Source organism: Sphingopyxis sp. Root1497 (genome assembly GCF_001427085.1).
Classification (GTDB): Bacteria; Pseudomonadota; Alphaproteobacteria; order Sphingomonadales; family Sphingomonadaceae; genus Sphingopyxis.
The window spans coordinates 93,843-117,885 of record NZ_LMGF01000004.1 but is presented as its reverse complement, the minus strand read 5'-3'; the positions used below and the strand labels follow the sequence as shown (position 1 = coordinate 117,885).

General features: G+C 66.1%; 24 protein-coding genes. 10 read left to right on the top strand and 14 right to left on the bottom strand.

All coding sequences use genetic code 11. The annotated features are described in order from the left end of the window. Positions 1 to 11 precede the first annotated feature (11 nt). A complete protein-coding gene (locus ASD67_RS12115; RefSeq protein ID WP_056347513.1) occupies positions 12 to 836 on the top strand; it encodes a coniferyl-alcohol dehydrogenase in 825 nt (274 codons plus the stop codon). A 127-nt stretch (positions 837 to 963) separates the two neighbouring features. Here the strand turns inward: ASD67_RS12115 and ASD67_RS12110 are convergent, their stop codons facing one another. Then, on the bottom strand, positions 964 to 1,617 hold the full coding sequence (locus ASD67_RS12110) for a TetR/AcrR family transcriptional regulator (RefSeq protein WP_056347512.1): 654 nt from the start codon (positions 1,615 to 1,617) through the stop codon (positions 964 to 966). Between the two features lie 116 nt (positions 1,618 to 1,733). On the opposite strand from ASD67_RS12110, the gene ASD67_RS12105 reads away from it, so the two are divergent. From ASD67_RS12105 to ASD67_RS12085, 5 genes are read left to right on the top strand one after another with little or no spacing between them, the layout of a single operon-like run. Further along, positions 1,734 to 2,516, top strand: a complete 783-nt coding sequence (locus ASD67_RS12105; protein ID WP_056347510.1) for an SDR family oxidoreductase — start codon at positions 1,734 to 1,736, stop codon at positions 2,514 to 2,516. Position 2,517: 1 nt separating this feature from the next. Next, a complete protein-coding gene (locus tag ASD67_RS12100) occupies positions 2,518 to 3,933 on the top strand; it encodes an MFS transporter (protein ID WP_056347508.1) in 1,416 nt (471 codons plus the stop codon). Further along, complete coding sequence (locus ASD67_RS12095) at positions 3,920 to 4,669, top strand: SDR family NAD(P)-dependent oxidoreductase (RefSeq protein WP_235535670.1); 750 nt, start codon at positions 3,920 to 3,922, stop codon at positions 4,667 to 4,669. The genes ASD67_RS12100 and ASD67_RS12095 overlap by 14 nt, the downstream gene beginning before the upstream one ends. A 29-nt stretch (positions 4,670 to 4,698) precedes the next feature. Continuing rightward, entirely contained in the window at positions 4,699 to 5,094 is a 396-nt protein-coding gene (locus ASD67_RS12090; RefSeq protein WP_056347506.1) for a Zn-ribbon domain-containing OB-fold protein, read from the top strand. Beyond that, the gene (locus ASD67_RS12085; RefSeq protein ID WP_056347504.1) at positions 5,091 to 6,260 is read left to right on the top strand and encodes a thiolase family protein; all 1,170 of its coding nucleotides are present in this window, start codon (positions 5,091 to 5,093) and stop codon (positions 6,258 to 6,260) included. The genes ASD67_RS12090 and ASD67_RS12085 overlap by 4 nt, the downstream gene beginning before the upstream one ends. Before the next feature lie 119 nt (positions 6,261 to 6,379). On the opposite strand, the gene ASD67_RS12080 is transcribed toward ASD67_RS12085, so the two are convergent. The 5 genes from ASD67_RS12080 to ASD67_RS12060 are packed head-to-tail and all read right to left on the bottom strand — an operon-like array spanning position 6,380 to position 12,845. Continuing rightward, complete coding sequence (locus ASD67_RS12080; protein WP_056347502.1) at positions 6,380 to 7,495, bottom strand: Gfo/Idh/MocA family protein; 1,116 nt, start codon at positions 7,493 to 7,495, stop codon at positions 6,380 to 6,382. 13 nt (positions 7,496 to 7,508) lie between these two features. Beyond that, positions 7,509 to 8,741, bottom strand: a complete 1,233-nt coding sequence (locus ASD67_RS12075; protein ID WP_200938022.1) for a CaiB/BaiF CoA transferase family protein — start codon at positions 8,739 to 8,741, stop codon at positions 7,509 to 7,511. An 11-nt stretch (positions 8,742 to 8,752) separates the two neighbouring features. Then, the gene (locus ASD67_RS12070) at positions 8,753 to 10,228 is read right to left on the bottom strand and encodes an aldehyde dehydrogenase family protein (RefSeq protein ID WP_056347500.1); all 1,476 of its coding nucleotides are present in this window, start codon (positions 10,226 to 10,228) and stop codon (positions 8,753 to 8,755) included. Between the two features lie 13 nt (positions 10,229 to 10,241). Continuing rightward, complete coding sequence (locus ASD67_RS12065; protein ID WP_056347498.1) at positions 10,242 to 11,519, bottom strand: cytochrome P450; 1,278 nt, start codon at positions 11,517 to 11,519, stop codon at positions 10,242 to 10,244. A 12-nt stretch (positions 11,520 to 11,531) separates the two neighbouring features. Continuing rightward, positions 11,532 to 12,845: an amidohydrolase family protein gene (locus ASD67_RS12060; RefSeq protein WP_056347496.1), complete on the bottom strand. Its 1,314-nt coding sequence runs from the start codon at positions 12,843 to 12,845 to the stop codon at positions 11,532 to 11,534. 106 nt (positions 12,846 to 12,951) lie between these two features. On the opposite strand from ASD67_RS12060, the gene ASD67_RS12055 reads away from it, so the two are divergent. Together ASD67_RS12055 and ASD67_RS12050 are read left to right on the top strand one after the other, a co-directional pair. Beyond that, entirely contained in the window at positions 12,952 to 13,356 is a 405-nt protein-coding gene (locus ASD67_RS12055) for a Zn-ribbon domain-containing OB-fold protein (RefSeq protein WP_082545030.1), read from the top strand. After that, positions 13,353 to 14,537 (top strand): thiolase family protein, encoded by a 1,185-nt coding sequence (locus ASD67_RS12050; protein ID WP_056347493.1) that lies wholly within the window; start codon positions 13,353 to 13,355, stop codon positions 14,535 to 14,537. Before ASD67_RS12055 ends, ASD67_RS12050 begins: the two co-directional genes overlap by 4 nt. Positions 14,538 to 14,666: 129 nt before the next feature. Here ASD67_RS12050 and ASD67_RS12045 read toward each other — a convergent pair whose 3' ends face one another. The 7 genes from ASD67_RS12045 to ASD67_RS12015 all read right to left on the bottom strand — a co-directional run bounded on the left by ASD67_RS12045 (position 14,667) and on the right by ASD67_RS12015 (position 20,672). Then, entirely contained in the window at positions 14,667 to 16,001 is a 1,335-nt protein-coding gene (locus tag ASD67_RS12045) for an amidohydrolase family protein (protein WP_082545029.1), read from the bottom strand. Beyond that, on the bottom strand, positions 15,998 to 16,963 hold the full coding sequence (locus ASD67_RS12040; protein ID WP_056347491.1) for a CoA transferase: 966 nt from the start codon (positions 16,961 to 16,963) through the stop codon (positions 15,998 to 16,000). The genes ASD67_RS12045 and ASD67_RS12040 overlap by 4 nt, the downstream gene beginning before the upstream one ends. Continuing rightward, the gene (locus tag ASD67_RS12035) at positions 16,960 to 17,964 is read right to left on the bottom strand and encodes an enoyl-CoA hydratase/isomerase family protein (RefSeq protein ID WP_056347490.1); all 1,005 of its coding nucleotides are present in this window, start codon (positions 17,962 to 17,964) and stop codon (positions 16,960 to 16,962) included. Before ASD67_RS12035 ends, ASD67_RS12040 begins: the two co-directional genes overlap by 4 nt. Positions 17,965 to 17,973: 9 nt before the next feature. Then, a complete protein-coding gene (locus ASD67_RS12030) occupies positions 17,974 to 19,479 on the bottom strand; it encodes a class I adenylate-forming enzyme family protein (protein WP_056347488.1) in 1,506 nt (501 codons plus the stop codon). 5 nt (positions 19,480 to 19,484) lie between these two features. After that, complete coding sequence (locus tag ASD67_RS12025) at positions 19,485 to 19,793, bottom strand: hypothetical protein (protein ID WP_235535669.1); 309 nt, start codon at positions 19,791 to 19,793, stop codon at positions 19,485 to 19,487. 130 nt (positions 19,794 to 19,923) lie between these two features. Then, the gene (locus tag ASD67_RS12020; RefSeq protein ID WP_056347486.1) at positions 19,924 to 20,262 is read right to left on the bottom strand and encodes a YnfA family protein; all 339 of its coding nucleotides are present in this window, start codon (positions 20,260 to 20,262) and stop codon (positions 19,924 to 19,926) included. Next, positions 20,259 to 20,672 carry a MerR family transcriptional regulator gene (locus tag ASD67_RS12015; RefSeq protein WP_056347484.1) on the bottom strand — a complete coding sequence of 138 codons (414 nt, stop codon included), beginning with the start codon at positions 20,670 to 20,672 and terminating at the stop codon, positions 20,259 to 20,261. Before ASD67_RS12015 ends, ASD67_RS12020 begins: the two co-directional genes overlap by 4 nt. Before the next feature lie 69 nt (positions 20,673 to 20,741). Between ASD67_RS12015 and ASD67_RS12010 the strand changes: the two genes are divergently transcribed. Both ASD67_RS12010 and ASD67_RS12005 read left to right on the top strand, forming a co-directional pair. Further along, positions 20,742 to 21,380: a cation transporter gene (locus tag ASD67_RS12010; RefSeq protein WP_056347482.1), complete on the top strand. Its 639-nt coding sequence runs from the start codon at positions 20,742 to 20,744 to the stop codon at positions 21,378 to 21,380. A 12-nt stretch (positions 21,381 to 21,392) separates the two neighbouring features. Then, complete coding sequence (locus ASD67_RS12005) at positions 21,393 to 22,310, top strand: cation diffusion facilitator family transporter (RefSeq protein WP_056347480.1); 918 nt, start codon at positions 21,393 to 21,395, stop codon at positions 22,308 to 22,310. Here the strand turns inward: ASD67_RS12005 and ASD67_RS12000 are convergent. Then, positions 22,307 to 24,022 (bottom strand): sulfatase-like hydrolase/transferase, encoded by a 1,716-nt coding sequence (locus ASD67_RS12000; RefSeq protein ID WP_056347478.1) that lies wholly within the window; start codon positions 24,020 to 24,022, stop codon positions 22,307 to 22,309. The two genes, ASD67_RS12005 and ASD67_RS12000, sit on opposite strands and share 4 nt — an antisense overlap. Positions 24,023 to 24,043: the final 21 nt, after the last annotated feature.

The window sequence follows — 24,043 nt, the reverse complement described above, 5'->3', positions numbered from 1 at the left end:
AGGTTTGGGACATGGCTACCGACATTTTGGGATATAAGGGCAAGCGCGTCGTCGTGATGGGCTGCTTCTCGGGCACCGGCGAAGCCGCCGCGCGCGCGCTCGTCGACCTCGGCGCCGAAGTGCATGGCGCCGACATCAAACCCTCGCCGGTCAATCTCGCGAGCTTTACCGAAGTCGACCTCAAGAACCCCGATGCCATCGCGGCGGGTATCGACAAGATCGGCGGCAAGATCGACGCCGTCTTCAACGTCTCGGGCCTGCCGCAGACCTTCCCCGGTGAGGATGTCGTCACCGTCAACTTCCTCGGCATCCGCGCCTGGACCGAGGGATGGATTCCGCACCTCAACCCCGGCGCCGCGATCGTCTCGGTCTCGTCGCTCGGCGGCATGAAATGGCTGACGCGCCAGCCGTTGCTGCGCGAATTCATCGCGATCGAGGATTTTGCCGAGGCGCGTCAATGGTATCTCGACCGTGCCGAGGAAGTGGGCGACCCCTACAGCCTCGCCAAGGAAGCGATCAACACCTGGACGCAGGTCCGCGCCCCCGACCTGATCGGTCGCGACATCCGCATCAACTGCACCATGCCCAGCCCGATCGACACCCCGATGCTCGGTGAATTCCGCAAAGTGGCGGGCGACGCGGTGCTCGGCGCCTTCGCGAAGGCCAAGGGCCGCTATTCGACCGCCGAGGAACAGGCGCTGCCGCTGATCCTGCTCAACAGCGACGCCGCGAGCTTCATCAGCGGCGTGTGTTTGCCCGTCGACGCGGGCCTCGCGGGTGGTTTGGCGACCGGCGTACTCGACATCCAGAAGATGATCGCGGAAGCGGCGGGCTAATGTTCCCCTCCCGCTTGCGGGAGGGGTTAGGGGAGGGCCTGTGACCTCGCCAACCCTCCCCGCTGCGACTAGCGAGCAAGCTCGCAAGTCTCGCTGCCCCTCCCGCAAGCGGAAGGGGAAATATCTCTCACCCCCGCGCGCCCAGCATCATCGCGATGCTATGCGCCGCCGCCGCCTTCAGATCGGCATAGCCGACACCGTCCGAATGGCTGCTCATCGGCCCGATCGCCGACAGGCGCTCGAGGATCATCAGCACCGTGCCCGCGCACGACCGCGGCGACAGGTGCGCGGGTGTCCGTCCTGCGGCCTGCGCGCGTACGACCTGCTGGCTGATCGCATCCATCATCGGACGCGCCTGCGTCATGCGCGCCTCATAGAAACGCGCATCGCCCTCCTCGGCCGCGAGGTTGCGCACGACGAAGATCGTCCGGTTGCGATTCCAGATGCCGGTATATTCCTCGACGAACGCCGCCGCAGCTTCCTCGGCACCGGGGGCCAGCCAGTCGCGCGCGACCACCGCTTCGAGCGCGGGCGAGGTCTGGCTCGCATGCTCGAGCGCCGCCAGCACCACCTCGGGCACCCCTTTGAAATAGACATAGAAGGTTGCGGGCGACGTCTGCGCTGCGCGCGCGACGTCGACCACCGACACGTCGCGCAATCCGTGCGTTTCGAGCAGGTCGACCGTTGCCTCGATCAGTTGTTGCCGTGTCCGCTGCCCCTTTGCGCCGAGCTTGCGCTCGGGCGGGGTCGGTGCCGTCGTAATAGCCTGTGTCTGCGTCAAATAGGTGATCCTGCCCCGAAATCTTGCCGCCATCCTAACAGCGGGGTTGCGATATGGCAAAAAATTGACGTATCGTCAAAAATGAAACGAAAAGACCAAAAATCAGGGGATTCGGGATGGAAGGGCTGAGCGGCAAGGTCGCCGTCGTAACCGGCGCGTCAAAAGGAATGGGACGACATTTCGTCGCCGCGCTTGTCGCGGCGGGCGTGAAGGTCGCGTGCCTCGCACGTCCGTCGGAGGAGTTCGAGACCCTCGCCGCCGAATATGGCGATGCCGTGCTGCCGATCGCCTGCGATGTCGCCTCGTCGGAGGCGGTGAACGCCGCCGTCGCGCAGACGGCCACCCATTTCGGCCGCATCGATGTCGTCGTTGCCAATGCCGCCATCTTCCACCCCTTCGCCTTCGAAGCGGGCAGCGACGAGATGATCCGCAGCCATATCGACATCAACATCCTCGGCGTTTCCTGGCTGATCCGCGCCGCGATCCCGCATCTGCGCGCCACCAAGGGTCAGGTCATCGCGATCAGCAGCGAGTCGGTGAACATGCCGTTCCCGATGCTGGCGCTCTACGCCGCGACCAAGGCGGCGGTCGAAACCCTCTGCCATGGCCTCCGCGACGAACTGCGCAGCGACGACATCCGCGTCACCGTGCTGCGCTCGGGGTCGGTCAAGGGCGGGTCGGGCGGCAAGAGCTGGTCGCAGGAAACCGTCGCCGCCTTTTACAAAAAGATCGTCGAAACCGGCCATGCGTCGATGACGGGCGAGGGCGCGACCCCCGAATCGATGGCAAAGGCTTTGCTCTCGGTCATCGGCCTGCCGGCCGACATCGGCGTCGACCTGATCGAGGTCCGCGCCGCACAGGTCGGGGTGCCCGAGGGCGCCAAGGCGATCGCGGGCTAGGGTGACACCGCGCCGCAATCTTCCGCTCATCATCGGCGCGCTCTGGATCGCCGAGGTCACGGGCTCGTTCGAGACCGCGATGATCCTCGCCGCGCTCAAGAAGCTGATCGAGGATTTCGGCAACCCCGCGATGGTCGGCTGGCTGATCACCGGCTATCTGATCGTCGGCGCGGCGATCGCCGCGATCGTCGGGCGTCTCGGCGACCTGTTCGGGCGGCGGCAGGTGCTCGTCGTGGTGCTGGTCATCGGCGCGGTCGGCTCGCTGATCAGCGCGCTGTCGACCAATTTCCCGGTGCTCCTTGCGGGGCGCCTGATGCAGGGCGTCACCGGCGCGATCCTGCCGCTGTGCATCGGTCTCGTCCACGAAAATGCCGGCAAGGACCGCGCGCCGATGGCGATCGGGCTGATGATATCGGGTGCCTCGATCGGCACCGCGGCGGGGCTCGTCGTCGGGGGCGTGATCGTCGACAATTTCAGCTGGCACGGCGTCTTCTTCGCCAGCGCGGGCCTCTGCACCGTCTCCGCGGTCGCGATCGCCGGCCTCTTGCCACGCTCGCCGCGCCAAGCCGCGAGCCAACCCGTCGACTGGCTCTCTGGCCTTGCCTTCGCGCCCGGCGTCGCACTTGTCCTCGTCTATTTCACCATGGGCAAGGACTGGGGTTGGGCCGCCCCGCTGCCGCTCGCGGCGCTCGGCGCAGGGATATTGCTCACCCTCTGGTGGTTGCGCGCCAGCCTCGCCAGCCCGAATCCGTTGATCGCGGTGCGCAGCTTTTCGGACCGCACCATCGCGGTCGGCAGCGCGGTGACCGCGCTCGTCGCGATGAGCACACTCCAGATCACCGTCTTCTTCTCGCTGCTGATGCAGGCGCCGCTCTGGACGATCGCCGGCCTTGGTTTCACCGCGACGCTCGCGGGCGTCGCCAAGCTGCCGTCGAACCTCAGCTCGGTCTTCGCCGGGCCACTCGGCGGCTGGCTCGCGGCGCGCGGTGGTGGACGTTTTGCGCTGATCGCGGGCGGGATCGTGACGGTCTCCGGCTGGCTGCTCTGGTTCGTCATGGATGTCGACAGCTTCGGGAAGGTCGTCGTCCAGCTCATCGTCATCAGCTTCGGCACCACCATGCTCTTTTCGGTCGCCCCGACGATCATCGCCCAGGCCTCGCCGCCCGAACGGATCAGCGAGATTTCGGGCCTGCTCACCGTCATCCGCCAGCTCTTCATGGGCATCGGGGCGCAGATGGTGACCACGCTGCTGGCCGTCGACATCGCTCGCCGTGGCAAGGAAAGCTATCCGTCGCCCTTCGCCTACGACATCACCGTCATCGTCATCGCCGCGCTGTGCACCGCCGCCGTGCTGGTCGCATTGCTGCTGCCAAAGACGGCGGCTGCCGCAGGCGGAGAAGGCCGTGATCGTGCATGATCTGACGGGCAAGGTCGCCGTCATCACCGGCGGCGGGCGCGGCTTTGGCAAGGCGTTCGGCATGGCGCTCGCGGAGCGTGGCGCCCGGGTGGTGCAGCTCGATCTCGACGAAGCTGCGGCAAAGGCGGCGGCCGCCGAAATCGGCCATGGCGCCGAGGCTGTCATGGTCGATGTCGCGGACGAGGAGGGCGTTCACGCCGCGATGGCCGACATCGCCGATCGTCATGGCGGCATCGATATCTTGATCAACAATGCCGGCATCCATTCGGCCGAAGCGAATGAATTCATCGGTAAACTCGGTACCGCACGCACGCGGCAAATGTTCGAGGTCAATGTCTGGGGCGTTGTCTATTGCACGCTCGGTGCGCGACCCTTCATGACCGGGCGCGAGGGCGCATCGATCGTTAATATCGCCTCGATGGCGGCCTATGGCGCGCAAAAGGCCTATGGCGTCTCGAAGCTCGCGGTGCGCGGCCTGACTGTCTCCTTCGCGAACGAACTCGCGCCCGAGGGCATCCGGGTCAACGCAATCGCGCCGGGACTGATCTTCACCGACACCATCCGCGCCGAACTGCCGCAGCCGGTGGTCGACCATGTGATGGCGATGCAGATCATCCAACGCGAAGGCGAGGAGCGCGACATCGTCGAGGCGATGCTGTGGCTCGTGTCGCCGGGCGCAAGCTTCGTCGCCGGCGAAACGCTCCGCGTCAGCGGCGGTGCCACGCTCCAGGTTTGAACTTCCAAGATCGTTTTGCAGGAAAATCGATGCGACCACTCCCCGAACTTACCCCCGAAAACACCGCCTTCTGGACCGGCGGCGCGCAAGGCGAACTCATCATCGCCTTTTGCGGCGATTGCGATCATGCGATCCATCCGCCCCAACTCGTCTGCCCGAAGTGCTGGAGCGAAGCGGTTGAATTCAAAACGGTTCCCGGCACCGGTACCGTCTATACCTACACCGTGAACCACCAGCAGTGGATGCCCGATATGCCGGTGCCTTTCGCGCTCGCAGTGGTCGATCTCGACGGCGCCCCGGGCGTTCGCGTCACCGCCGAGGTGGTGAACACCGACCCAGAAACCGTCAGGATAGGGCAGGCCGTGCGCGTGGCCTTCGCCAACGTCGACGATGTCTGGTTCCCCCAGTGGGAGCCTGCGCAATGACCCTCGACGCCGCCATCACCGGCGTCGGCATGTCCGACATCGGCCGCAAGACGAACCGCCCTGCGATCCTCCATCTCGCCGAGGCCGCTCGCCGCGCGCTCGAATGCGCGGGGCTGACCAAGGACGATATCGACGGCATCTCGACCTATCCGGGCAAGGCCGACAATTCGCCCGGCATGTCGCCGCTCGGCACCGGCGAGGTGCGCAACGCCCTCGGCCTCAAGACCCGTTGGCACAGTGCTGTCCCCGACGGTCCGTCGCAGATGGCACCCATCCAGGTCGCGGCCATGGCGGTCGCGACCGGGCAGGCGCGCCATGTCCTCTGTTTCCGCGCGCTCACCGAAAGCAGTTCGCAGACCGCGACTCGGCGCGCCAGCATCCCCGGCGCCGGCCGCGCCCGGCTCGGCGGCTGGTACAGCTACCTCGTCCCTGCCAATGCGATGTCGGCGTCGAACTGGGCCGGCTGGATGGCGCAGCGCTATTTCCATGAATTCGGCATGACCCGCGAGCATCTCGGTCTTGTCGCGACGGGCCAACGCGCCTTTGCGCAGCAAAACCCCTCTGCCGTCATGCGCACCCCGCTGACGATAGACGAGTATCTCGGCGCCCGGATGATCTCGTCGCCGCTCGGCCTGTTCGACTGCGACGTGCCGATCGACGGCGCCTGCGTCGTGATCGTCTCGGCCGCCGACGCCGCCAAGGACTGCGCGCGCGCACCGTTGACGATCGAGGCGATGGGCTCCGCGCTGGGTTCGCAGGAAACCTGGGACCAGCGGACCGACCTCACAACGATGGGCGCGCACGACAGCGCCGCCGACATGTGGAAACGCACCGACCTGAAGCCCGCCGATGTCGACATGCTCGCGCTCTACGACGGCTTCAGCATCTTCGTGCCCTATTGGCTCGAAGCGCTCGGCTTCTGCGGCCATGGCGAAGCGAAGGATTTCATCGCCGAGGGCAATATCGGCCCCGGCGGGCGCTTCCCGGTCAACACCGGCGGCGGGCAGTTGTCGGGCGGGCGGCTGCACGGCTTCGGGTTGCTGCACGAGGCGTGCATGCAGCTTTGGGGGCAGGCCGACGGACGTCAGGTCGCCGACGCCAAGGTCGCGGCGTGCGGCATGGGCGGCGGATTTATCGCGGGCTCGATGCTGCTGCGGCGGGATTGAAATCCAGCGATGGAAAAAGGGTCTGTGTCCCCGCGAAGGCGGGTACCCATCTCCGGTCGGTTCAAAGTGGCGCCGGCCGGTGATGGACTCCCCCATTCGCGGGAGCACGGGTTCTTTTTCTAAGCTTGAATATCGACCCAGCGCCGCTCGTCGCTCGCGCGCACCGCCGCTTCGACCACCTCCTGCACATGCAATCCCTGCGCGAAATCGGGCGCCGCCATACCCTCGCCATTGATCGCATCGCGCATCGCCGCAAAGATCGACGCGAGCGCGAACAGCCCGGTCTCGGGGCGCTCGGCCACCGCATGGCAACCCGCCACCGCCCGATAGTCCGCCTCGACCATAATCTCGTCCATTGCCGCCGTGCCCAGCGCCGCATCGCGCGTTCCGAACAATCGCGTATCATGCGCCATCGGAAACACCGGCGCGCGCGCTTCGAGGCGTCCCTTCGACCCCCAGACCGAAAAGCGGAACCCCTCGCCGCCGATCTTGCCCCAGTTCGCCTCCAGCCGCGTTGGCAACCCCGATGCGTGGCGCAGCAACAGCGACGCCCGGTCGGGCACCGCCGGACGGATGGTCTCCCCGTCCAGCGGCCACGCCCTCAACGCCAGCGACTGGTCCGCCGTCACCGACGCCACCGGCCCGAAAAAATGCACCAGCAGGTGCAGCATATGGCTGCCCAGATTGCGCCCCGCGCTCGCGCCGTTGGCGGGATCGGCGAACCAGACATAGCCCGGCACATTGGTCTGCGCGGCGCTGAACAACGGCACCTCGAACGCGATATCGGCACCGAAGACTTCGCCGAGCCAGCCGGCGTCGACCATCGCCTTCATCTGCACCATCGCCGGCACCGCCTGCATGAAGGCATCGACCACCGCGACCGTCCCGGCCTTCCGCCAGGCGTCGGTCATCGCCCGCGCGTCGCTCAGGTCCTTGGCGAACGGGATGCCGTTATAGACATGCTTGCCCGCGCCGAGCGCCGCCATCACCATATCGTAACGCAGCGGCGGGCGGGTGCCGCAATCGACGATGTCGATGTCTGGGTCGGCGGCCATCTCGCGGAAATCGTGGAACGCCCGCGCCACGCCATAATCCGCCGCCGCCTTCGCCGCGGTCTCGGGCCGCGAGGTACAGATCGCGGTGACCTCGATCCCGTCGAGACTACGCCAAGCCGGGAGGTGCGCCTTGGCGCCCCAGGCGGCGCTGATGATGCCGACGCGAAGGGGAGGGGGCATGACCGTCGCGCCCTCAGGCGATCGCCTTCTTGTTTTTCAGATCCTCGATCCGGTCCCACTCGAGCCCGAGTTCCATCAGGAACAGCTCGGTATGCTCCGACGCCTCGGGCGCGCGGCTATTCTCGACGCCTTCATGGTTGAACTGCACCGGGTTCGCGACGAGCCGGATCGGCGCGCCGCCGTCGGCACTTTCGACCTCGAAGATCAGGTCGTTGGCCAGCACCTGCTCGTCGCTCGCGACATCATGGACCGACTGATAGGCGGCCCATTGCCCCCGCATCGTCTTGAGATGCTGGATCCAATAGGCGTAAGGCTGCGCCGCGATCGCCGCCTTGACCAGCGGATAGGCCTCGGCCGCATTCGCCATGATCGCCTCGGCGGTCGAGAAGCGTTCGTCCTGCGCCGCTTCGGGGATGCCGAGATGCCCGAATACATCCTCGATATAGGGTCCGGGCGACAGCACGGTGAGATTGATGAACTTGCCGTCTGCCGTCTTGAACACCCCCATGAAGGGGTTGGTGCCGACCGACTGCCCGCCACCGGGCATCAGATTTTCGAACGGGTCTTTGCCCAGTTCCATCGCGACGTCGACCGAACAGGCGGTCGCCCAGATTCCAGAGGACAGCAAGGACACATCGACCTCGGTCGCCTCGCCGGTGCGTTCGCGGTGGAACAAGGCCGCGGCGATGCCGCCCGCGATGTTCATGCCGCCGATCGTGTCGCCATAGGCCGGCCCCGGCTGGGTCAGCGGCCCGTCGAGTTCTTTCGGCGTCACCAGCACCGCCGACCCGCCGCGTGCCCAATAGGCCGTACTGTCGAAGCCGCCCTTGTCGCGCTCGGGCCCCTTGTCGCCGAACGCGCTGCCGCGGACATAGATGATGTCGGGGTTCGCGGCGCGGATATGCTCGATATCGATCCCGAGTTTTTGCCGAGCCGAGGGCAGGTAGTTGGTCAGGAAGACGTCGGAGGTCTTCGCGATCTCATAGAGCAGTTCGCGGCCTTCCTCGGTCGAGATATCGATCCCGACGCTGCGCTTGCCGCGATTGGGATGCTGCATCAGCGACGATCGCTGCGGATTGACCGCGAGCCGCTGCAGCATCTGGATGCCGCGCTGCGCGTCGCCGCGTACCGGATGCTCGATCTTGATCACATCGGCGCCCCAGTCGGTCATCACCCCGCCCGCCGCCGGAACGAAGGTGAATTGCGCGACCTCGAGGACGCGAATGCCGGACATCACTTTGGTCATGGCTCGTCCCCTTATTCGGCGTGGAAGCCGATGACCTTCTGGTAGGTGAATTCGTTCAGGCCCTCTTCGCCATATTCGCGGCCGTAGCCCGAGCGCTTGATGCCGCCGAACGGCGCGTCGGACTGCATCGTCCCGGCACCGCCGTTGATCCCGACCCCGCCGGTACGCAGCTTCAGCGCCATGCGGTACGCCTGTCCCGCATCGGCCGAGTAGATCGCCCCAGACAGCCCGAAATCGCTGTGGTTGGCCATCGCGATCGCGTCGTCGTCATCGTCGTAGCCGATCACCGCGCCGATTGGGCCGAACACCTCTTCCTGCGCGAGACGGCTGTCGTTCTTCACATTGTCGAACAAAGTCGGCTCGTAATAATAGCCCTTGTCGAGCCCCTCGGGCCGCTTGCCGCCCGCGACCAACGTTGCGCCTTCATCCTGTGCGATCGCGACATAATCCTCGGTGCGCTTGCGCGCGACTTCGCGGATCAGCGGGCCGTAATTGACCGTGGGATCGGCCGGATTGCCGATCTTGAGATGGCCGAGCATCGCCTGCATCGCCGCGACGAACTGCGGGCGGATGCTGTTGTGGACGATGTGGCGCGTGGTGAGCGCGCAGCCCTGGCCGCCATGCGTCGTGAAGCCCATGATCCCAGCCGCCGCGGCCTTGGAGATATCGGCATCGGCGCGCACGATCAGCGCCGACTTGCCGCCAAGCTCCATCACGATGCGTTTCAGCGTCGGCGCCGCCTGCGCCTGGATCATCGCCCCGACCTTGTCCGACCCGGTGAAGTGGACGAGGTCGACGCGCGGGTCGGTGGTCAACAATTTGCCCGTCTCGATATCGCCGGTGACGATGCTCAGCACACCCTTGGGCAGTCCGACCTCGTCGGCGATCTCGCCGAGGATCAACGCTTCCATCGGGGTGTAGGGGGAGGGCTTGAGCACCACGGTACAACCGACCGCGAGCGCCGGGATCACCTTGCCGATGTTGAGAAAGAAGGGGAAGTTGTACGGCGAGATCGCCGCGACCACGCCCACCGGCTCGCGGCTAACCACTCCGGTGCCCAGCGTCGTGCGGCCCTGTGCATTGGGGGTCAGCTCGACCGGCAGCGACGAGACGGCGGGGCGTGAGGCGACCTCGATCGTCCGCCGCGCATGTTTCATCGGGATGCCGTACTGCAGGAACTCGGCGAGCATCCGCGTCGCGCCGGCCTCCGCGACGATCATGTCGACGATCGCCGCCTTGCGCGCGTCGAGCGCATCGAGGAAACGCGTCAAGATCGCCTGGCGCTGGGCGACGGGCATATAGGCCCAGTCACCCTGGTCGAACGCCGCACGCGCCGCGCCGATCGCGGCATCGACCTGCGCCGCGCTACCCACCGGCGCCTCGATCAGCAGGCTTTCGTCGGCGGGGTTGATCACCGCCTCGCGCTGGTCGGTCTTCTGCCACTCGCCGCCGACATAGATGGCGTCGTCATATTTCAAAAAGGCCATGGTCTTGTTCCTGTCAGGCGGTTTTTGTGTCCCAGACGATCGGCAGGTTGCGGATCGACAACAGCCCCGGGATCACCGTGGTATCGGCGCCGGGCTTGAGGCGGAAGGGCGGCACGCGCGACAGCCATTCGGCGAGCAGCACGCGCAGCTCGCGCCGCGCCAGATGCGCGCCGAGGCAGATATGCACTCCGCCGATCAGCGTGAAATGGCGGTTGTTCTTGCGTTCGGGGTCGAAATCGCGCGGGCAGGCGAATTGATTTTCGTCGAAATTGCCCGAGCTGTTGATGCAGGCGATCCAGTCGCCTTCTTTCAGGTCGACGCCGTGCCAGGTGAAATCCTTCTTGATCCGGCGCCCGCTGTTGACCAGCGGCTGGACGCGCAAAAATTCCTCGACCGCGCTGTTGATGATCTCCGGATTGGCGCGGATGCGCGCCTGTAGTTCGGTGTCGAGCGCCATGCGGCGGAACATCTGGCTGATCGTCGAGGCGACGGTGTCGAGTCCGCCGAGCCACAGGAACCAGGTCGTACCGATGGTCTCGTCGGGGGTCAGCGGTTTCCCGTCCATCTGGCCGTTGGCGATATAGCTGCCCAGCGTCTCGTCGGGGTTCGCCTGCTTCTCGGCGATGAAGCCGCGAAGATAGGCGAGGATGCCCTTCACCGCCTCGGCCTTGGCGCCGATGTCGGGGTTGTGCAGGATCGCATATTCCCATTCGAGGAACTGGTCGAACATGCTGAAGGGGAAACCCATCAGGTTCAGGAAGACGCGGACCGGGTAGATGCGCCCGAAGTCATAGGCGATATCGACCTCGCCGTCCTTGACCACGGCGTCGATCATCTCGCTGACGATCGCGCGGATCTTCGGCTCCATGTCGTTCATCGCGACCGGGGTAAACCAGGGGTTCAGGAAGCGGCGATAGCGGCCATGGTCGGGCGGATCGATGCCGAGCGGGATCGACGGAAAGGTCTCGCCCGCCAGCGCCTGGAACTGCGCCGCGCCCTCGGTCGAGAAGATGTCGTTGTCCTCATAGACGCGGCGGATGTCGTCATAATGCGACACCGTCCAGGCGCCATGCTGGCGACCGCTCGTCGGCCAGGGGTAATAGAGGATGCGCGGCACGTCGGGGTCGCGCATCACATCGGCGGGCAGATACGGGTCGGGCAGATCATAGGCGATCTGGCCCTGCGCAAAGCGCGTGTCGAGCACCCGGTCTGCCGGCACATGCGCGGGCACCGGCGGGGCATCCGCCGGGGCATGCGCGATCGGACAGCGGGAGAGCGTCGTCTCGGTCATGATATCCTCCGCTCAGGCCGACGCGAACATGCGTTCGATGTCGCCCGACGTCACCGGACGACGCGCCTGACCGATCGCGTCCATGCTGTCGGTCTTGAGCCCGCCGAGGTTGTGGCGCGGGCTGACATCGACATCCTTGCCCAGCTCGCGCAGGTGCGCGACGGTGCAATTCTGGCGCCCGCCGTTCAGCGCAAAGGCGTCGAAGCTGTATTCGCGCATCGCGTTGAGGTGGGTGATCTTGTCGACCACATTCTTCTCCAGCCCATTGACCGATGCCCACAGATATTCGGGGACATTGGGCCACACCGTGTCCGAATGCGGATAATCGCATTCGTAGGCGATCATGTCGGTGTTCATATATTCCAGATTCTTCACCCCGAATTGGTCGTCGATGAAGCAGCAGATAATGTGGCGCTTGAACAGGTCCGACGGCCGTTCGCCGTTGAAGTCGGTGTAGGTCCATTCATGATGATGTTCGTGCGTGAAATCGGCGCGCTCGAGGAAATAGGGGATCCAGCCGATGCCGCCCTCGCTCAGCGCCATGCGCAGATCGGGATAACGCTGCCAGAATTTCGCGAAGGTCCAGTCGGCCGCCGAATTGGCGATCGAGATCGGCATCGCGGTGATCCATGCGTCGATCGGGCTTTCGGGCGAGGGATGCATCGCGCGCGCGCCGGTGCCGATATGACAGTTGATCACCATCTTGTAGTCGCTGCACGCCTTCCAGAAGGGCTCCCAATATTCGTTATGGATGCTCGGCAGGCCGATGTTCGACGGATTGTCGGAGAAGCTGACGGCATGGACACCAAGGTCGCTCATCCGCTTCAGTTCGGTCAGCGTGTCGTCCATGTTCCACATCGGAATCAGGCACATCGGGATGAAACGCCCGGGCGCGGTCGCGCACCATTCCTGCACGTGCCAGTCGTTCCACGCGCGGCAGGCGAGCAGCGCCTCCTCGGGATCCTTCTGCGCCATCGACACGAAGGTCCCGCCGGCAAAGCTCGGCATCGTCGGAAAGTTGAGCGAGGCGAGCACGCCATTGGCGTTCATGTCGTCGACGCGGAGTTTCGGGTCATAGGTGCCGGGGCGGAGCTGCGCGAAGGCGCTCGGCTCCATGCCATATTCGCTGCGCGGGCGGCCGACGACGGCGTTGAGGCCGATGGTCGGGAAACGCTGACCGTTCCACGACCAGATATCCTTGCCATTGTCTTGGACGATCCGCGGCGCGCGGTCCTTCTTGCCCTCGGGATAGTGGCGGATAAAAGCCTCGGGGGGTTCGACCGCATGATCGTCGACGCTGATGATCACCATATCGTCCATCTGCATGGCGACTCTCCTCTTCCAGTTGATTTATCGTTGGGCGCATCATCGCAAAAATTGACGATGTGTCAACTCTTGGTTTATGACCTAGTGTAATAACTGGGAGAGAGACATGATTGCGCGAACGCTGCCGGTGATCGACCGGGACAATCAGGCCTATTGGACATGGGGCCGCGACGGCAAGCTCGCGATCCACCGCTGCGCCGACTGCGAATATTATGTTCATCCGCCGGTGCCCTTTTGTCCGCGCTGCGAAAGCCGCAACGTCGCGCCGCACGCGGTGTCGGGACGGGGCAGGGTGGTTACCTTCACCGTCAATCACAAGGCTTGGGTACCCGACCTGACCGAACCCTATGTCCTCGCGCTGGTCGCGATCGCGGAGCAGGACGATGTCCGCATTCCCTGCAACATCGTTGAATGTCCGCCCGACGCAGTCGATTTCGACATGGAGGTCGAGGTCGTCTTCGAACCCGCCGAGGATTTGTGGATACCCCTCTTCCATCCGGTGCAATCATGACCCGTTTCGCCGAGAAAAACACCGCGATCACCGGCGTCGGTATGTCCGAAGTCTCGCGCGGCGCGACCAGGTCGGCGCTCGGACTCACCGTCGATGCCGCGCTCGAAGCGATCGCCGACGCCGGACTGACTCGCGCCGACATCGACGGCATCGCGACCTGGCCCGGCGAGAAAGCCGACGGCTCGGGCTTCTCGCCGGTCGGCTGCGCGGCGCTGCAGGATGCGCTGCGGCTCGAAGTCGGCTGGTACGGCGGCGGCGGCGAGGCACCCGGCCAATATGGCGCGGTGTTCAACGCGATCGGTGCGATCGCCGCGGGCCTCTGCCGCAACGTCCTGATCTTCCGCACCATGTACGAGGCAACCGCGCGCAAGACCGCCTATGCCAATTCCTTGCTGCGTGAAGGCCAGCGTCAGGCCGGCCCCTTTGCCTGGTACGCGCCCTATTACACCTATGCCGCCGCGCTCCAGCAGGCGCTGTTCTTCAACCTCTATGTCCACAATAGCGGCATAAAGCCCGAGCAGGTCGGCCAGATCGCGGTCAACCAGCGCCGCAACGCCGCGCTCAATCCGAACGCGATCTACAAGACCCCGATCACCATCGACGATTATCTCGCGTCGCCGCTGATCGCGACCCCGCTGCGGATCTACGATTGCGACGTGCCGATCGACGGTGCCGCCGCGATCATCGTGTCGCGCATGGACGTCGCGCGCGACCTGAAGAATCCGCCGATCCGCATCGAGGCGATCGGCTCGTCGATGCGCTACCGCAACAGTTGGACCCAACTGGCCGAACTCGACACGCAGGCGCAGCCCAAGGTTGCCGAGATGCTATGGAGCCGCACCGACCTCAAGCCAGCTGATGTCGACGTCGCGCAACTCTACGACGGTTTCAGCTTCCACACGATCAACTGGCTCGAAAATTTCGGCTTCTGCGAACGCTATGGTGCCAAGGACTTTATCGACGGCGGCCACCGCATCGCGCTCGACGGCGACCTGCCCGTCAACACCGGCGGCGGCGCGATGTCGGGCGGTCGCCTCCACGCCTATGGCGCGGTCCACGAAGCCTGCACCCAGCTCTGGGGCCGCGCCGGGGCGCGGCAGGTAAAGGGCGACCCGCAGGTCTGCGCCACCTCGACCTCGGGCGGCCCGCTCGCGGGGGCGATGCTGCTGGTGCGGGATTGAAGCAGCGCGTCCCGGACATATAAACGTCGTCATTGCGAGCGCAGCGAAGCAATCCAGGGCGGTTTACGCCTACTCTGGATTGCCGCGTCGCTTCGCTCCTCGCAATGACGATCCAGACAGAAGTCGGTTTCACTGCTGCCAGACGATCTCGCCGCCGATCATGGTCAAACCAACGGTCCCCAACGCGCCCATATCCTGGGGCCAGTCATACAATATCAGGTCCGCTGGAGCCCCGATCGCAAGCGCGCCCTGATACAGCGCCAAAGCCTCCGCCCGCCCGACGGCTTCGCTCTCCCCGATGATGTCGCCCCCGCGCGTCCGCCGATCGGTCGCCGCCCGCAAAGCCACCCAAGGATTGGCATCGCCATAAGGCGCGTCCGAACCCCCAAGCACTCGCACCCCGCCGCGCGTCAGCGAACCCAGCCGATAGAGATCGCCAAGATCGTCCGCCTCCATCTGTGACAGATAGCGATCGCCGCGGTCGTGAATGAAATTCGGCTGCGTCACCACCGTCAATCCTGCCGCCGCGATATCGCCGATCAGGCTGTCGGCGATCATCCCGCCATGCTCGATCCGGTCGCCCGTCTGCGCCCCGCCTGCCACAACCAACGCTTCCAGATAAAAGACCAGTTCGCCCAGCGTCACGCAATGCGCCGCCACATTGCGTCCCAAAGCGCGCGCCGCCGCAATCCGCCGCGCGACCGCGTCCACCGGAGGCAAATCATTCTCGTCGAGCAGCAGTTTCACTGGCCCCAGCACATAGCCTTCACTCGCGGGTAGCTCCTCGCTCCCCATCATCACCAGCCGCTGCGGCATCGCCCCCGCGAGCAGCGCAGCCTCGGCAGGCCCGTTCGATGCCCCCGCATCGGTGACGCCCGTCACGCCCCACTCGGCCAGCTTCATACCCAAGGCCGCGAGCGACGGCGGCGCCCCGCCGATCCGCCCGCGCAGCCAGCCATCGCCGCGCCAAATCCGTCCGTTCGCCAGCCCATCAGCATCGCGCTCGACGCAATCGGGGAAGGGCGGTTCGCCGAGTTGCGCCAGTCCCGCGCTGTTGAGCAGCCAATAGCCGCCCGTCCGATCCTGTACCCGCAACGGATGATCGGGCAGCCAGGCGTCAAGCAAGACCCGGTCGGGCAAGCCGGCCACCCGCTCGTCATAGCCGATCGCGCGCACCCATGTTCCGGGGGCCCCGGCTCCGGCGCGCAGCCTGGCGACCACCGCCCCGACCGTCCGGCAATCGGCGAGATCGACCGACTCCATCCGCGCCGCCGTCGCCAGCAAGTGGAGGTGATGATCGTGCAGACCCGACCCCAAAGTCAGCCCGTTGGCATCGATCTCGGGCCCATGGCCATCCACCGCCGCGCCGAGGGCCGCGATGCATCCATCCCGAACGGCGACGGCGAGCGGCCCGCCATCGGCGCCGCGCGCATTGCGGAGGATCAGGTCGAACCGCTCGCTCATGCCATCGCCTTGGCGAAAGTCGCGGCGGTGCGGGCGAGCGAAACATCGAGCAACCCGCACTTATCCGCCGCCAACGCCTCCAGCGCCAGCGTCGCCGCGGTCAGCCCGGTCAACGGATCGGCCAGCGCGTCGCCGATGAACTGTGGTCGGTTGTCCTCCCACCGCACCAGCCCGCCCGCCGCGGCGCAATCGTCGCCGAAACCGACCCGCATCGCGGCATCGCCCGACCAGCCATGCGCGGTGATCGCGATCCACAACAGGTCGGGATTGATCGCAAACAGCCGCGCCTCATCCAGCCCCAGTCGCGCCAGCGCGTGCGGCCGCGCCGAGGTGATCAGAACGCGCGCCTCGCCGATCATCGCCAGCAGGTCCGGGCCGTCGAGCGCCATGACCAGATGTCGCTTGCCACCGTTCAGCCGCTTGTCGAGGTGCGCCGTATGCAGCCGGGTCGGGTCGGGGCGCCCGGGGCTTTCGACCTTGACCACCGCATAGCCCGCCTCGGCGAGCAGCGCCCCGCAATAGGGCCCCGCCCACAGCGCCGACAGGTCGACGATGATGCCGTCGCTGGGCTTGCCGGACCCGAGGTCGGAAACCGCCAGTGGCTCCGCTTCGCCGACCCGCGCCACCGGCATATGCAAGTCGATGGCCCCGGCAACCACCACGCCCGCCGGACGCTCCGCCGCAAAGCCTATGATCGCATCCCATGGCTCGTCCTCGAACGTCGCGCCGGTCCATGCCGGAACCAGTTCGCGGTCCTCGTCGCGCGCCAGCGACACCGCGATCCACCCGTCGCGGCACCGCACCAGCCGGCAATGCCGGTTCGGCGACCACTCGCCGGGCTCCGCGAGCGTCAGATCGTCATGCCGCGACAGTGCGCGGCGCGGATCGAGAGCAATGCGCCCGCCCGATGCCGCGACCAGCCGGTCGCCCGCCACCGCAACGGCGTCGAGCAAGGCGGTCAAGACTCACGCTCGATCTTGTGAACCAGGCCCCAGTCGAGCGCCTGTGTAGCGCCGACGCGCTTGCCCGACAGCAGCATCCACATCGTCCGATGCCGCCCGATCGCGCGCGCGACGGTCGCGGTCCCGCCTGCGCCGGGAATCAGCCCCATGCCGATTTCGGGCAGCTGAAACCACGCGTCTGACGCCGCGATCCGGTGATGCGCCGCCGCTGCGACTTCGATCCCCGATCCGACGCAGGCGCCGTGTAGCCGCACCGTCCCCCGATCGCCCAGAGCATCGAGCGCGCGGGCACAGCTGTGCAACGTCCGCACCAGATGCGCCTCCGCCAAGTCGCGCGCACTGCCGAATTCGGACAGGTCGCCGCCGGTCGAAAAGCATTTGCCCGCGCCCTTGAGCAGCACATCGGGCACGCTCGGGTCGTCGAGCGCGTTGGCGAGCGCTTCATAGAGTCCATCGCGCATCGCCGCCGTCATCGCATTATGGTTTGCGGGGTCGTTCAACGTCAGCATGAGCCGGTTGCCGTCGCGCTCGATCGTCACCGGTTCGGCCGGCGTCGGCGGCCCGTCGTCGATGAGCGCGGTTTCGCGCCAGTGCGCGAACTCCGCCCCGCCGAGCAACGCCGAATAGGCAAGGGATTCGGCCGTCAGCGCATCGGCCAGCGGCATTCTCGCCGTCAGTCGCAACAGCTGCGCCCCGATCGTCGCCGCCAGCGGATTGGCACGCACCGCGCTCGTCAGCCGTTCGACCTGGCCCTCGACATCGCGCCCGTCGAGCGGCACCCACGGCCGCGGTGCGTCGTGCGCCAAAGTCAGCAACAGGTCGAAATCGTCGGCGACCACCGCCGGCAAATCACCCTCGCGGTCGACCCCGATCACCACCGCCTGGATCGGCACCTTCGGCCGCGACCAGCGCGCCGCATCGACCACCAGCACCGGCTCGCCGCCCGGCGCCGACAGACGGTCGGCCCCAAGATGATCGGCGTGGTGATCGGGTGCGGTCATCACGCCGTCCTACCCGGCGCAAACCTCTTCGGCCAGTTCGGCCTTGAGGATTCGGCGCAGCAGCTTTCCGGTCTCGTTATAAGGCAGCTCATCGCGCACAAACCATTGTTCGGGGGTCTTGGTCGAACGCAGCTTGGCGCGGATCGTTGCCGCCATCGCATCGGTGTCGGGGGCGCCCGATCGCGACACGATCACCGCCACGACCTTCTCGCCCCATTGCACGCACGGAATGCCGAGCACCGCGCAATCGGCGATATCGTCGAACCCGCGCAGCACATCCTCGATCTCGCCGGGCGAGATATTCTCGCCGCCGCGCACGATAACATCGTCGAGCCGTCCCTCGACGAACAGATAGCCGCCTTCGTCGAGCCAGCCCGCATCGTTGGTCGCGAACCAGCCGTCGTCAGCGATCGCCTTTTTGTGCAGATATTCGCCCGACACCTGCTCGCCGCGGACATGGATCTCACCATGCTCGCCCACGTCGCAGCAAGTCCCGTCGTCGCGGCGGATTTCGAGTTCGAGGCTCGGCAGCGGCTGGCCGACCGATGCGATGCGCCGGCGCACCGCCGGGTCGTCCGACGCAAAGGCGGCGCGATGATCCTCGGCGCCAAGCAAGGCGATCGTCGAACTGGTTTCGGTCAGCCCATAGGCGTTGACAAAGGCGACATGCGGCAACGCCGAGAGCGCTCGCGCGATCACCGGTTCGGGCATCTTGCCGCCGCCATAGGACAGCGCGCGCAGCGACGGGAGCGTCTCGCCCGTTTCCATCATCACATCAAGGATGCGGCCCAGCATCGTCGGCACCACCATCGCGTGGGTGATGGCTTCGCGGGCAACCGTCGCGACCCAATCCTCGGCGGTAAAGGCCGGCAGATAGACGATCCGCCGTCCGCCATAGGCCGCGGTCAAAATCGCCGAAATGCCCGCGATATGATAGGACGGCACGCTGACCAGCGCCGCCTCATCCTCGTCGGCGCCGAGGAATTCCACCGTCGACATCACATAGGAGGTGAGGTTGCCATGGCGCAGCACCGCCGCCTTCGGATCGCCCGTCGTGCCGCTGGTGAACAGCAGCACCGCGATATCATTCTCGGCCTCGTCCAGCATCATAGGTTCGGGCACGTCGCCGCGCAGGAACGCGGCCTCGAAATCACTCCGCGCGACTAGTTCGACGCCCTCGACCGGCGCGATCCGTGGCAGCATCTCATCGTCGGCGATCAGCATCGCGGGCGCGGTGCGCGCGACCAGCTTGTTCAAATCGCCATCGGCGAGGCGGTAGTTGAGCGGCACGAACGGCGTCCCCGCCATCCCGCTCGCAAACAGCAACACGGGCAGCGCGTCGCCGTTCATCCCCAGGAACGCGGTGTTCGCCTTGCCCTTGCCCACGAGCCAGGCCGCCACGCGGCTCGCCCGCGCGCGGTAGGCGGTGAAATCGAGCCCGCCGTCGCGTCCGCCGATCGCCAGGCGGTCGCTACAGGCATCGGCGGCAATGTCGAGGAGCAGCGGCGTGCGCATCTATGTCAGTCCGAGGCGGGAAGCGGCTTCGCGCCCTTGATCGTCATCGCGACACCGTCAAACGACAGCGATCCCTTGCCCGCCTTGGCGCCGAGCACTTCGATCCCGCTCGCCTCATCGGTGTAGCGCTTGCCGATCATCACGCCCTCGGCGAAATCGGCGCTGACATCGCCGCTCGGCGCGCTCGCATCGTCGATCGGCAGCACCGGAACGCCGCCACACTGCAGTTCGCCCGCCGCGCTCGGCGGCCGCACGACCACCAGTTGCGCGTCGCACACCGCGCTTTTCCAGCGCGAACCCGGCTTCAAATCCATGCCATTCGTCCTTTCCCGTGACCGGCGACCTTGGGCCGTCTGTCCTCTTTCCCCCGCCAATATGTCAATTGCGATAGAAAGTAAACGTAGTTATATAACTCAAAATGACGCTTCGCTCTGCCCATCGGCTCTAGCTGCGCCCCGGACCCCACAGGATCAGCGCCGCGCCGCCGAGGCAGATGAGACCGCCGAGCAGATCCCACCGGTCCGGCGACACCCCTTCGACCAGCTTGAGCCAGACGAGCGAGGCGATGATATAGATGCCGCCATAGGCCGCGAACGCGCGCCCTGCCGCCTCGGCCTCCACCCGCGTGAGCGCATAAGCGAAACAGGCGAGGGCGATCGCGCCCGGCGCCAGCCACCAGGACGGCTTGTCCAGCCGCAACACCGCCCACACCGCAAAGCAGCCGCCGACCTCGCCGAGCGCCGCCAGCACATACCAGCCGATCGTTGCCAGCGGTGCGGTCATGCGTGCGTGGCTTCGCACAGCTGATGATCGCCCAGCGCCTCGATCACCCGGCAATCGCCCGCCAGCCCGCCGCGGCACCGCCCGACGATCCGCGCCAGTTCGTCGCGCAGCGTAGCGAGCTGTGCGATCTTCGCCTCGACCTGCTCCAGATGGCCGGTGGCGATGCGGTCGGCTTCCGAACAGTCGCGCTCGGGATGGTCCGACAGGTCGAGCAGCGAGCGGATTTCCTCGATCGTGAACCCCAGCTCGCGCGAATGGCGCACGAACGCCAGCCGCGAGCGGTGCTTGTCGCCATAGCTGCGATAATTGGCGGCGGTGCGGTCGGGCTCGGGAAGCAGGCCGATCCGCTCATAATAGCGGATCGTCTCGATATTGGCGCCGGTGGTGCGCGCGAGTTCGCCGATTTTCATGTCTTGACCCTGTAGTTGCTACAGGGTGCATAGTCGATATCGACTCGAAATCCCAAGGAGATTCGGCAGATGGCCGACCAATGCTGTGCCGGCAAAAGCGGCACGACCGCGCTCAATGATCCCAAGTGGCGGCGCGTGTTGTGGATCGCGCTGCTGATCAACGCCGCGATGTTCGCGGTCGAGATCGTCGCGGGCGTCGCGGCGGACTCGCGCGCGCTTCAGGCCGACGCGCTCGATTTCCTCGGTGACGCCGCCAACTATGCGATCAGCCTCGGCGTCGCCGGCATGGCACTCGCCTGGCGCGCCCGCGCCGCGCTGTTCAAGGCCGCCACGATGCTGCTCTTCGGGCTCGGCGTGCTCGGCGCGACGATATGGGGCTTCCTCAGCGGCACGACGCCGCACGCCGAAACCATGGGCCTCGTCGGCGGTGCGGCGCTCGTCGCCAATGTCGTCGTCGCGCTGATGCTCTATCGTTATCGCACCGGCGACGCGAACATGCGCTCGGTGTGGATCTGCTCGCGCAACGACGCGATCGGCAACCTCGCGGTGCTCGCCGCCGCGCTCGGCGTCTTCGGCACCGGCCGCGGCTGGCCCGACCTCGCGGTCGCTGGCATCATGGCGGGTCTCGCAATCTGGGGCAGCCTCGAAGTGTTCCGCCAGGCGCGCGGCGAATTGCAGCAGGCCGCGGCGCCGGCGGCGGCGGCCTGACGGAGAAGCGATATGGGCGCAGGACATGATCATGGCGAGGCGGGGCACGCGCACAATCACGGCGCGGGTGCCAATGCGCGCAGCCTGTCCATCGCGCTCGGGCTGACCGCGAGCTTCCTGGTCGCCGAGCTCGTCGGGGCATGGCTGTTCAACAGCCTCGCCTTGCTGTCCGACGCTGCGCATATGTTCACCGACGCGGCGGCGCTGGCGATCGCGCTCGCCGCGATCCGCATCGGGCAGCGTCCGGCCGACAAGCGGCGCACCTATGGCTATCGCCGCTTCGAAATCCTCGCCGCGGCCTTCAATGCGGTGCTACTGTTCCTCGTCGCGGGCTTCGTCCTTTACGAGGGCATCCAGCGCTTTTTCGCGCCGTCCGAGGTCCAGTCGCTCGGCATGCTGCTGGTCGCGAGCGCCGGGCTGCTCGTCAATCTCGTCGCGATGCGCGTCCTCGCGGGCGGCAAGGATGACAGCCTCAACGTCAAGGGTGCCTATCTCGAAGTGTGGGCCGACATGCTCGGGTCGGTCGGCGTAATCGGCGCGGCGTTGCTGATCTGGGGGACCGGATGGAACTGGGTCGATCCCGTCGTAGCGATCGCGATCGGTCTGTGGGTGCTGCCGCGGACGTGGATATTGCTCCGCGACACGACGCATATCCTGTTGCAGGGCGTACCGCGCGGCATCGATCTCGACGCGGTGCGCGCGGCGATGCGCGCGCAGCCGGGGGTCGCCGACGTGCACGATTTGCATATCTGGTCGGTTGCGGGCGACGATGCGAGCCTGACGGCGCATGTCGTCGTCTCCGATGGCGGCGATGTGGACGTGGTCCGCGTCGCGTTGGCCGCGACGCTGGAGGCGCGGTTCGAAATCCATCACGCCACGATCCAGCCCGAAACCGCGCCTTGCGCCGATGCGGCGTCGCTGCACGACTAGCCGGGCTGGTTGTACATCTCGGTCGGCCCTGGATATTCGCGGCCGTCGTCGAACCCGACGCCGATCTCGCGGTCCGCGAGCGCGTTCACCATCGCGTTGAGCCGCATCACCTCCTTGCGGTGTTTCGGATCATTGGCGAGGTTGACCATTTCCCTGGGGTCGGCGTGGGTGTCGTAGAGCTCGAGGTCGTTGCGGGCATTGAGCGTCTTCCAGTCCTTCGGCTGGTGGTGGTGCGCCGGCGCGAAATAGCGCGCGAACTTCCAGCGCCCGTCGTGGACGCCGCGGTGCAGACGACGTTTTTCGAGATCGTAGATCTTGCTGTAGTCGGCGACCTGTTCGCCCGGCGGGCGCGGCCCGACGACCTTGGTCGAATTGGGCTCCCACATATGCGCGACCGCATAGTTGAAGAAATGCCCGCGCTTGTCGCGCTCGGTCGGCGCGGTCGGTGAGGTCAGCAGTTCTGACACGTCGACCCCCGGCAGGTTCGGGAAGCGGTTCTTCCCTTCGTCCGCCGACAGCCCGGCGATCGTCATCAGCGTCGGCGCGATGTCGATCGCGCCCATCAGCCCTTTGGTGGTCTGTCCGCCCTTCACATCGGGGTGCGCGATGATCATCGGAATGTTGGTTTCCTCGCGGTACATCGTGCCGGCCTTCTGGCGCAGCCCGTGCGCCCCGGCGCGCTCGCCATGGTCGCTGGTGTACAGGATGATCGTATTGTCGATCTGGCCGCTTTCCTTGAGCGCCCACAGCAATTGCCCCAGCCGCCGGTCGACGTCGCGCAGGCAATTGTAATAATAATTGTTGAACCGGTGCCAGCTGTCGAGGTCGTCGAGCGGCATCGGCCCGTAGAAGAGGTCGTTGAGTCGCTGGATGCCCTTGTGCGCCTCGGGCTTGGTGCTGAGATCGTCCTTGTAGAAGCTTTCGGGCAGGTCGAACTTGTTGTCGACCTCATAGATCGGGTCGCCCGGCTCGCGGCGCAGCGGCGCGAGGATGTCGGGATGGACGCGATGCTTCGCCTGCTCGCCGGTGGCGTCATAGAACATGATGTCATGCGGGTTGATCAGCCCGACGACCATGAACCACGGCTTCCCGCCCGCCTTGTCGCGGCGCACGAAGTCGAAGATGCTGCGCGCCGCGTCGCCCGCGACGAACATGTCGGCGCGATAGCCGTCCCAAGTCAGCCCCAGCTCCTCGCCGTCGAAGCCATAGTCGTGGAAGCCGTATTTCTCCATCGCACGCTCGGTGCTCGGGTAGATGCCGCCCGGCACGCGGTTCCAGTTGCGCTCGAAATTCATCCGGCTGAGATGCCACTTGCCCTTGTAGCTCGTGTAGTAACCTGCCGCCTGCATCATATGGCCCAGCGTCGGCATATCCTCCGCCGCGACCGGGTTCGGCGCATTGTCGCTGTTGAGGAACAGCCCGGTCTGCTGCGTGTGGTGGCCCTGGAAGATCGTCGAGCGCGACGGGGTGCAGGGGGTGGTGTGGACATGGTAGTTTTCGACCAGCATCCCGCGTTCCATCAACTCGCGGTGATGCGGCAGTTTTTCGAGCAGCCCGGCAGGGTAGCTCGCGACGCTCTGTTCCTGATCGGTGACGATCATCAGCACGTTGAGCTTCTTGCCGTTCTTCGCATAGGTCGGCAGCGCCAGCCCCGCCGCGGCGAGCGCGCCCATGCCGCCGACGAAGGTTCGCCGATTCACATCCCAGCCCATGTGTCTCTCCCGATCGTTGCC

Coding starts and splice junctions, on each gene's coding strand:
- ASD67_RS12005 (WP_056347480.1), top strand. CDS start 21,393: ATGGGCGCAGGACATGATCATGGCGAGGCGGGGCACGCGCACAATCAC.
- ASD67_RS12055 (WP_082545030.1), top strand. CDS start 12,952: ATGATTGCGCGAACGCTGCCGGTGATCGACCGGGACAATCAGGCCTAT.
- ASD67_RS12000 (WP_056347478.1), bottom strand. CDS start 24,022: ATGGGCTGGGATGTGAATCGGCGAACCTTCGTCGGCGGCATGGGCGCG.
- ASD67_RS12045 (WP_082545029.1), bottom strand. CDS start 16,001: ATGAGCGAGCGGTTCGACCTGATCCTCCGCAATGCGCGCGGCGCCGAT.
- ASD67_RS12025 (WP_235535669.1), bottom strand. CDS start 19,793: ATGGATTTGAAGCCGGGTTCGCGCTGGAAAAGCGCGGTGTGCGACGCG.
- ASD67_RS12115 (WP_056347513.1), top strand. CDS start 12: ATGGCTACCGACATTTTGGGATATAAGGGCAAGCGCGTCGTCGTGATG.
- ASD67_RS12090 (WP_056347506.1), top strand. CDS start 4,699: ATGCGACCACTCCCCGAACTTACCCCCGAAAACACCGCCTTCTGGACC.
- ASD67_RS12035 (WP_056347490.1), bottom strand. CDS start 17,964: ATGACCGCACCCGATCACCACGCCGATCATCTTGGGGCCGACCGTCTG.
- ASD67_RS12060 (WP_056347496.1), bottom strand. CDS start 12,845: ATGCAGATGGACGATATGGTGATCATCAGCGTCGACGATCATGCGGTC.
- ASD67_RS12030 (WP_056347488.1), bottom strand. CDS start 19,479: ATGCGCACGCCGCTGCTCCTCGACATTGCCGCCGATGCCTGTAGCGAC.
- ASD67_RS12065 (WP_056347498.1), bottom strand. CDS start 11,519: ATGACCGAGACGACGCTCTCCCGCTGTCCGATCGCGCATGCCCCGGCG.
- ASD67_RS12080 (WP_056347502.1), bottom strand. CDS start 7,495: ATGCCCCCTCCCCTTCGCGTCGGCATCATCAGCGCCGCCTGGGGCGCC.
- ASD67_RS12050 (WP_056347493.1), top strand. CDS start 13,353: ATGACCCGTTTCGCCGAGAAAAACACCGCGATCACCGGCGTCGGTATG.
- ASD67_RS12020 (WP_056347486.1), bottom strand. CDS start 20,262: ATGACCGCACCGCTGGCAACGATCGGCTGGTATGTGCTGGCGGCGCTC.
- ASD67_RS12010 (WP_056347482.1), top strand. CDS start 20,742: ATGGCCGACCAATGCTGTGCCGGCAAAAGCGGCACGACCGCGCTCAAT.
- ASD67_RS12070 (WP_056347500.1), bottom strand. CDS start 10,228: ATGGCCTTTTTGAAATATGACGACGCCATCTATGTCGGCGGCGAGTGG.
- ASD67_RS12075 (WP_200938022.1), bottom strand. CDS start 8,741: ATGACCAAAGTGATGTCCGGCATTCGCGTCCTCGAGGTCGCGCAATTC.
- ASD67_RS12015 (WP_056347484.1), bottom strand. CDS start 20,672: ATGAAAATCGGCGAACTCGCGCGCACCACCGGCGCCAATATCGAGACG.
- ASD67_RS12085 (WP_056347504.1), top strand. CDS start 5,091: ATGACCCTCGACGCCGCCATCACCGGCGTCGGCATGTCCGACATCGGC.
- ASD67_RS12105 (WP_056347510.1), top strand. CDS start 1,734: ATGGAAGGGCTGAGCGGCAAGGTCGCCGTCGTAACCGGCGCGTCAAAA.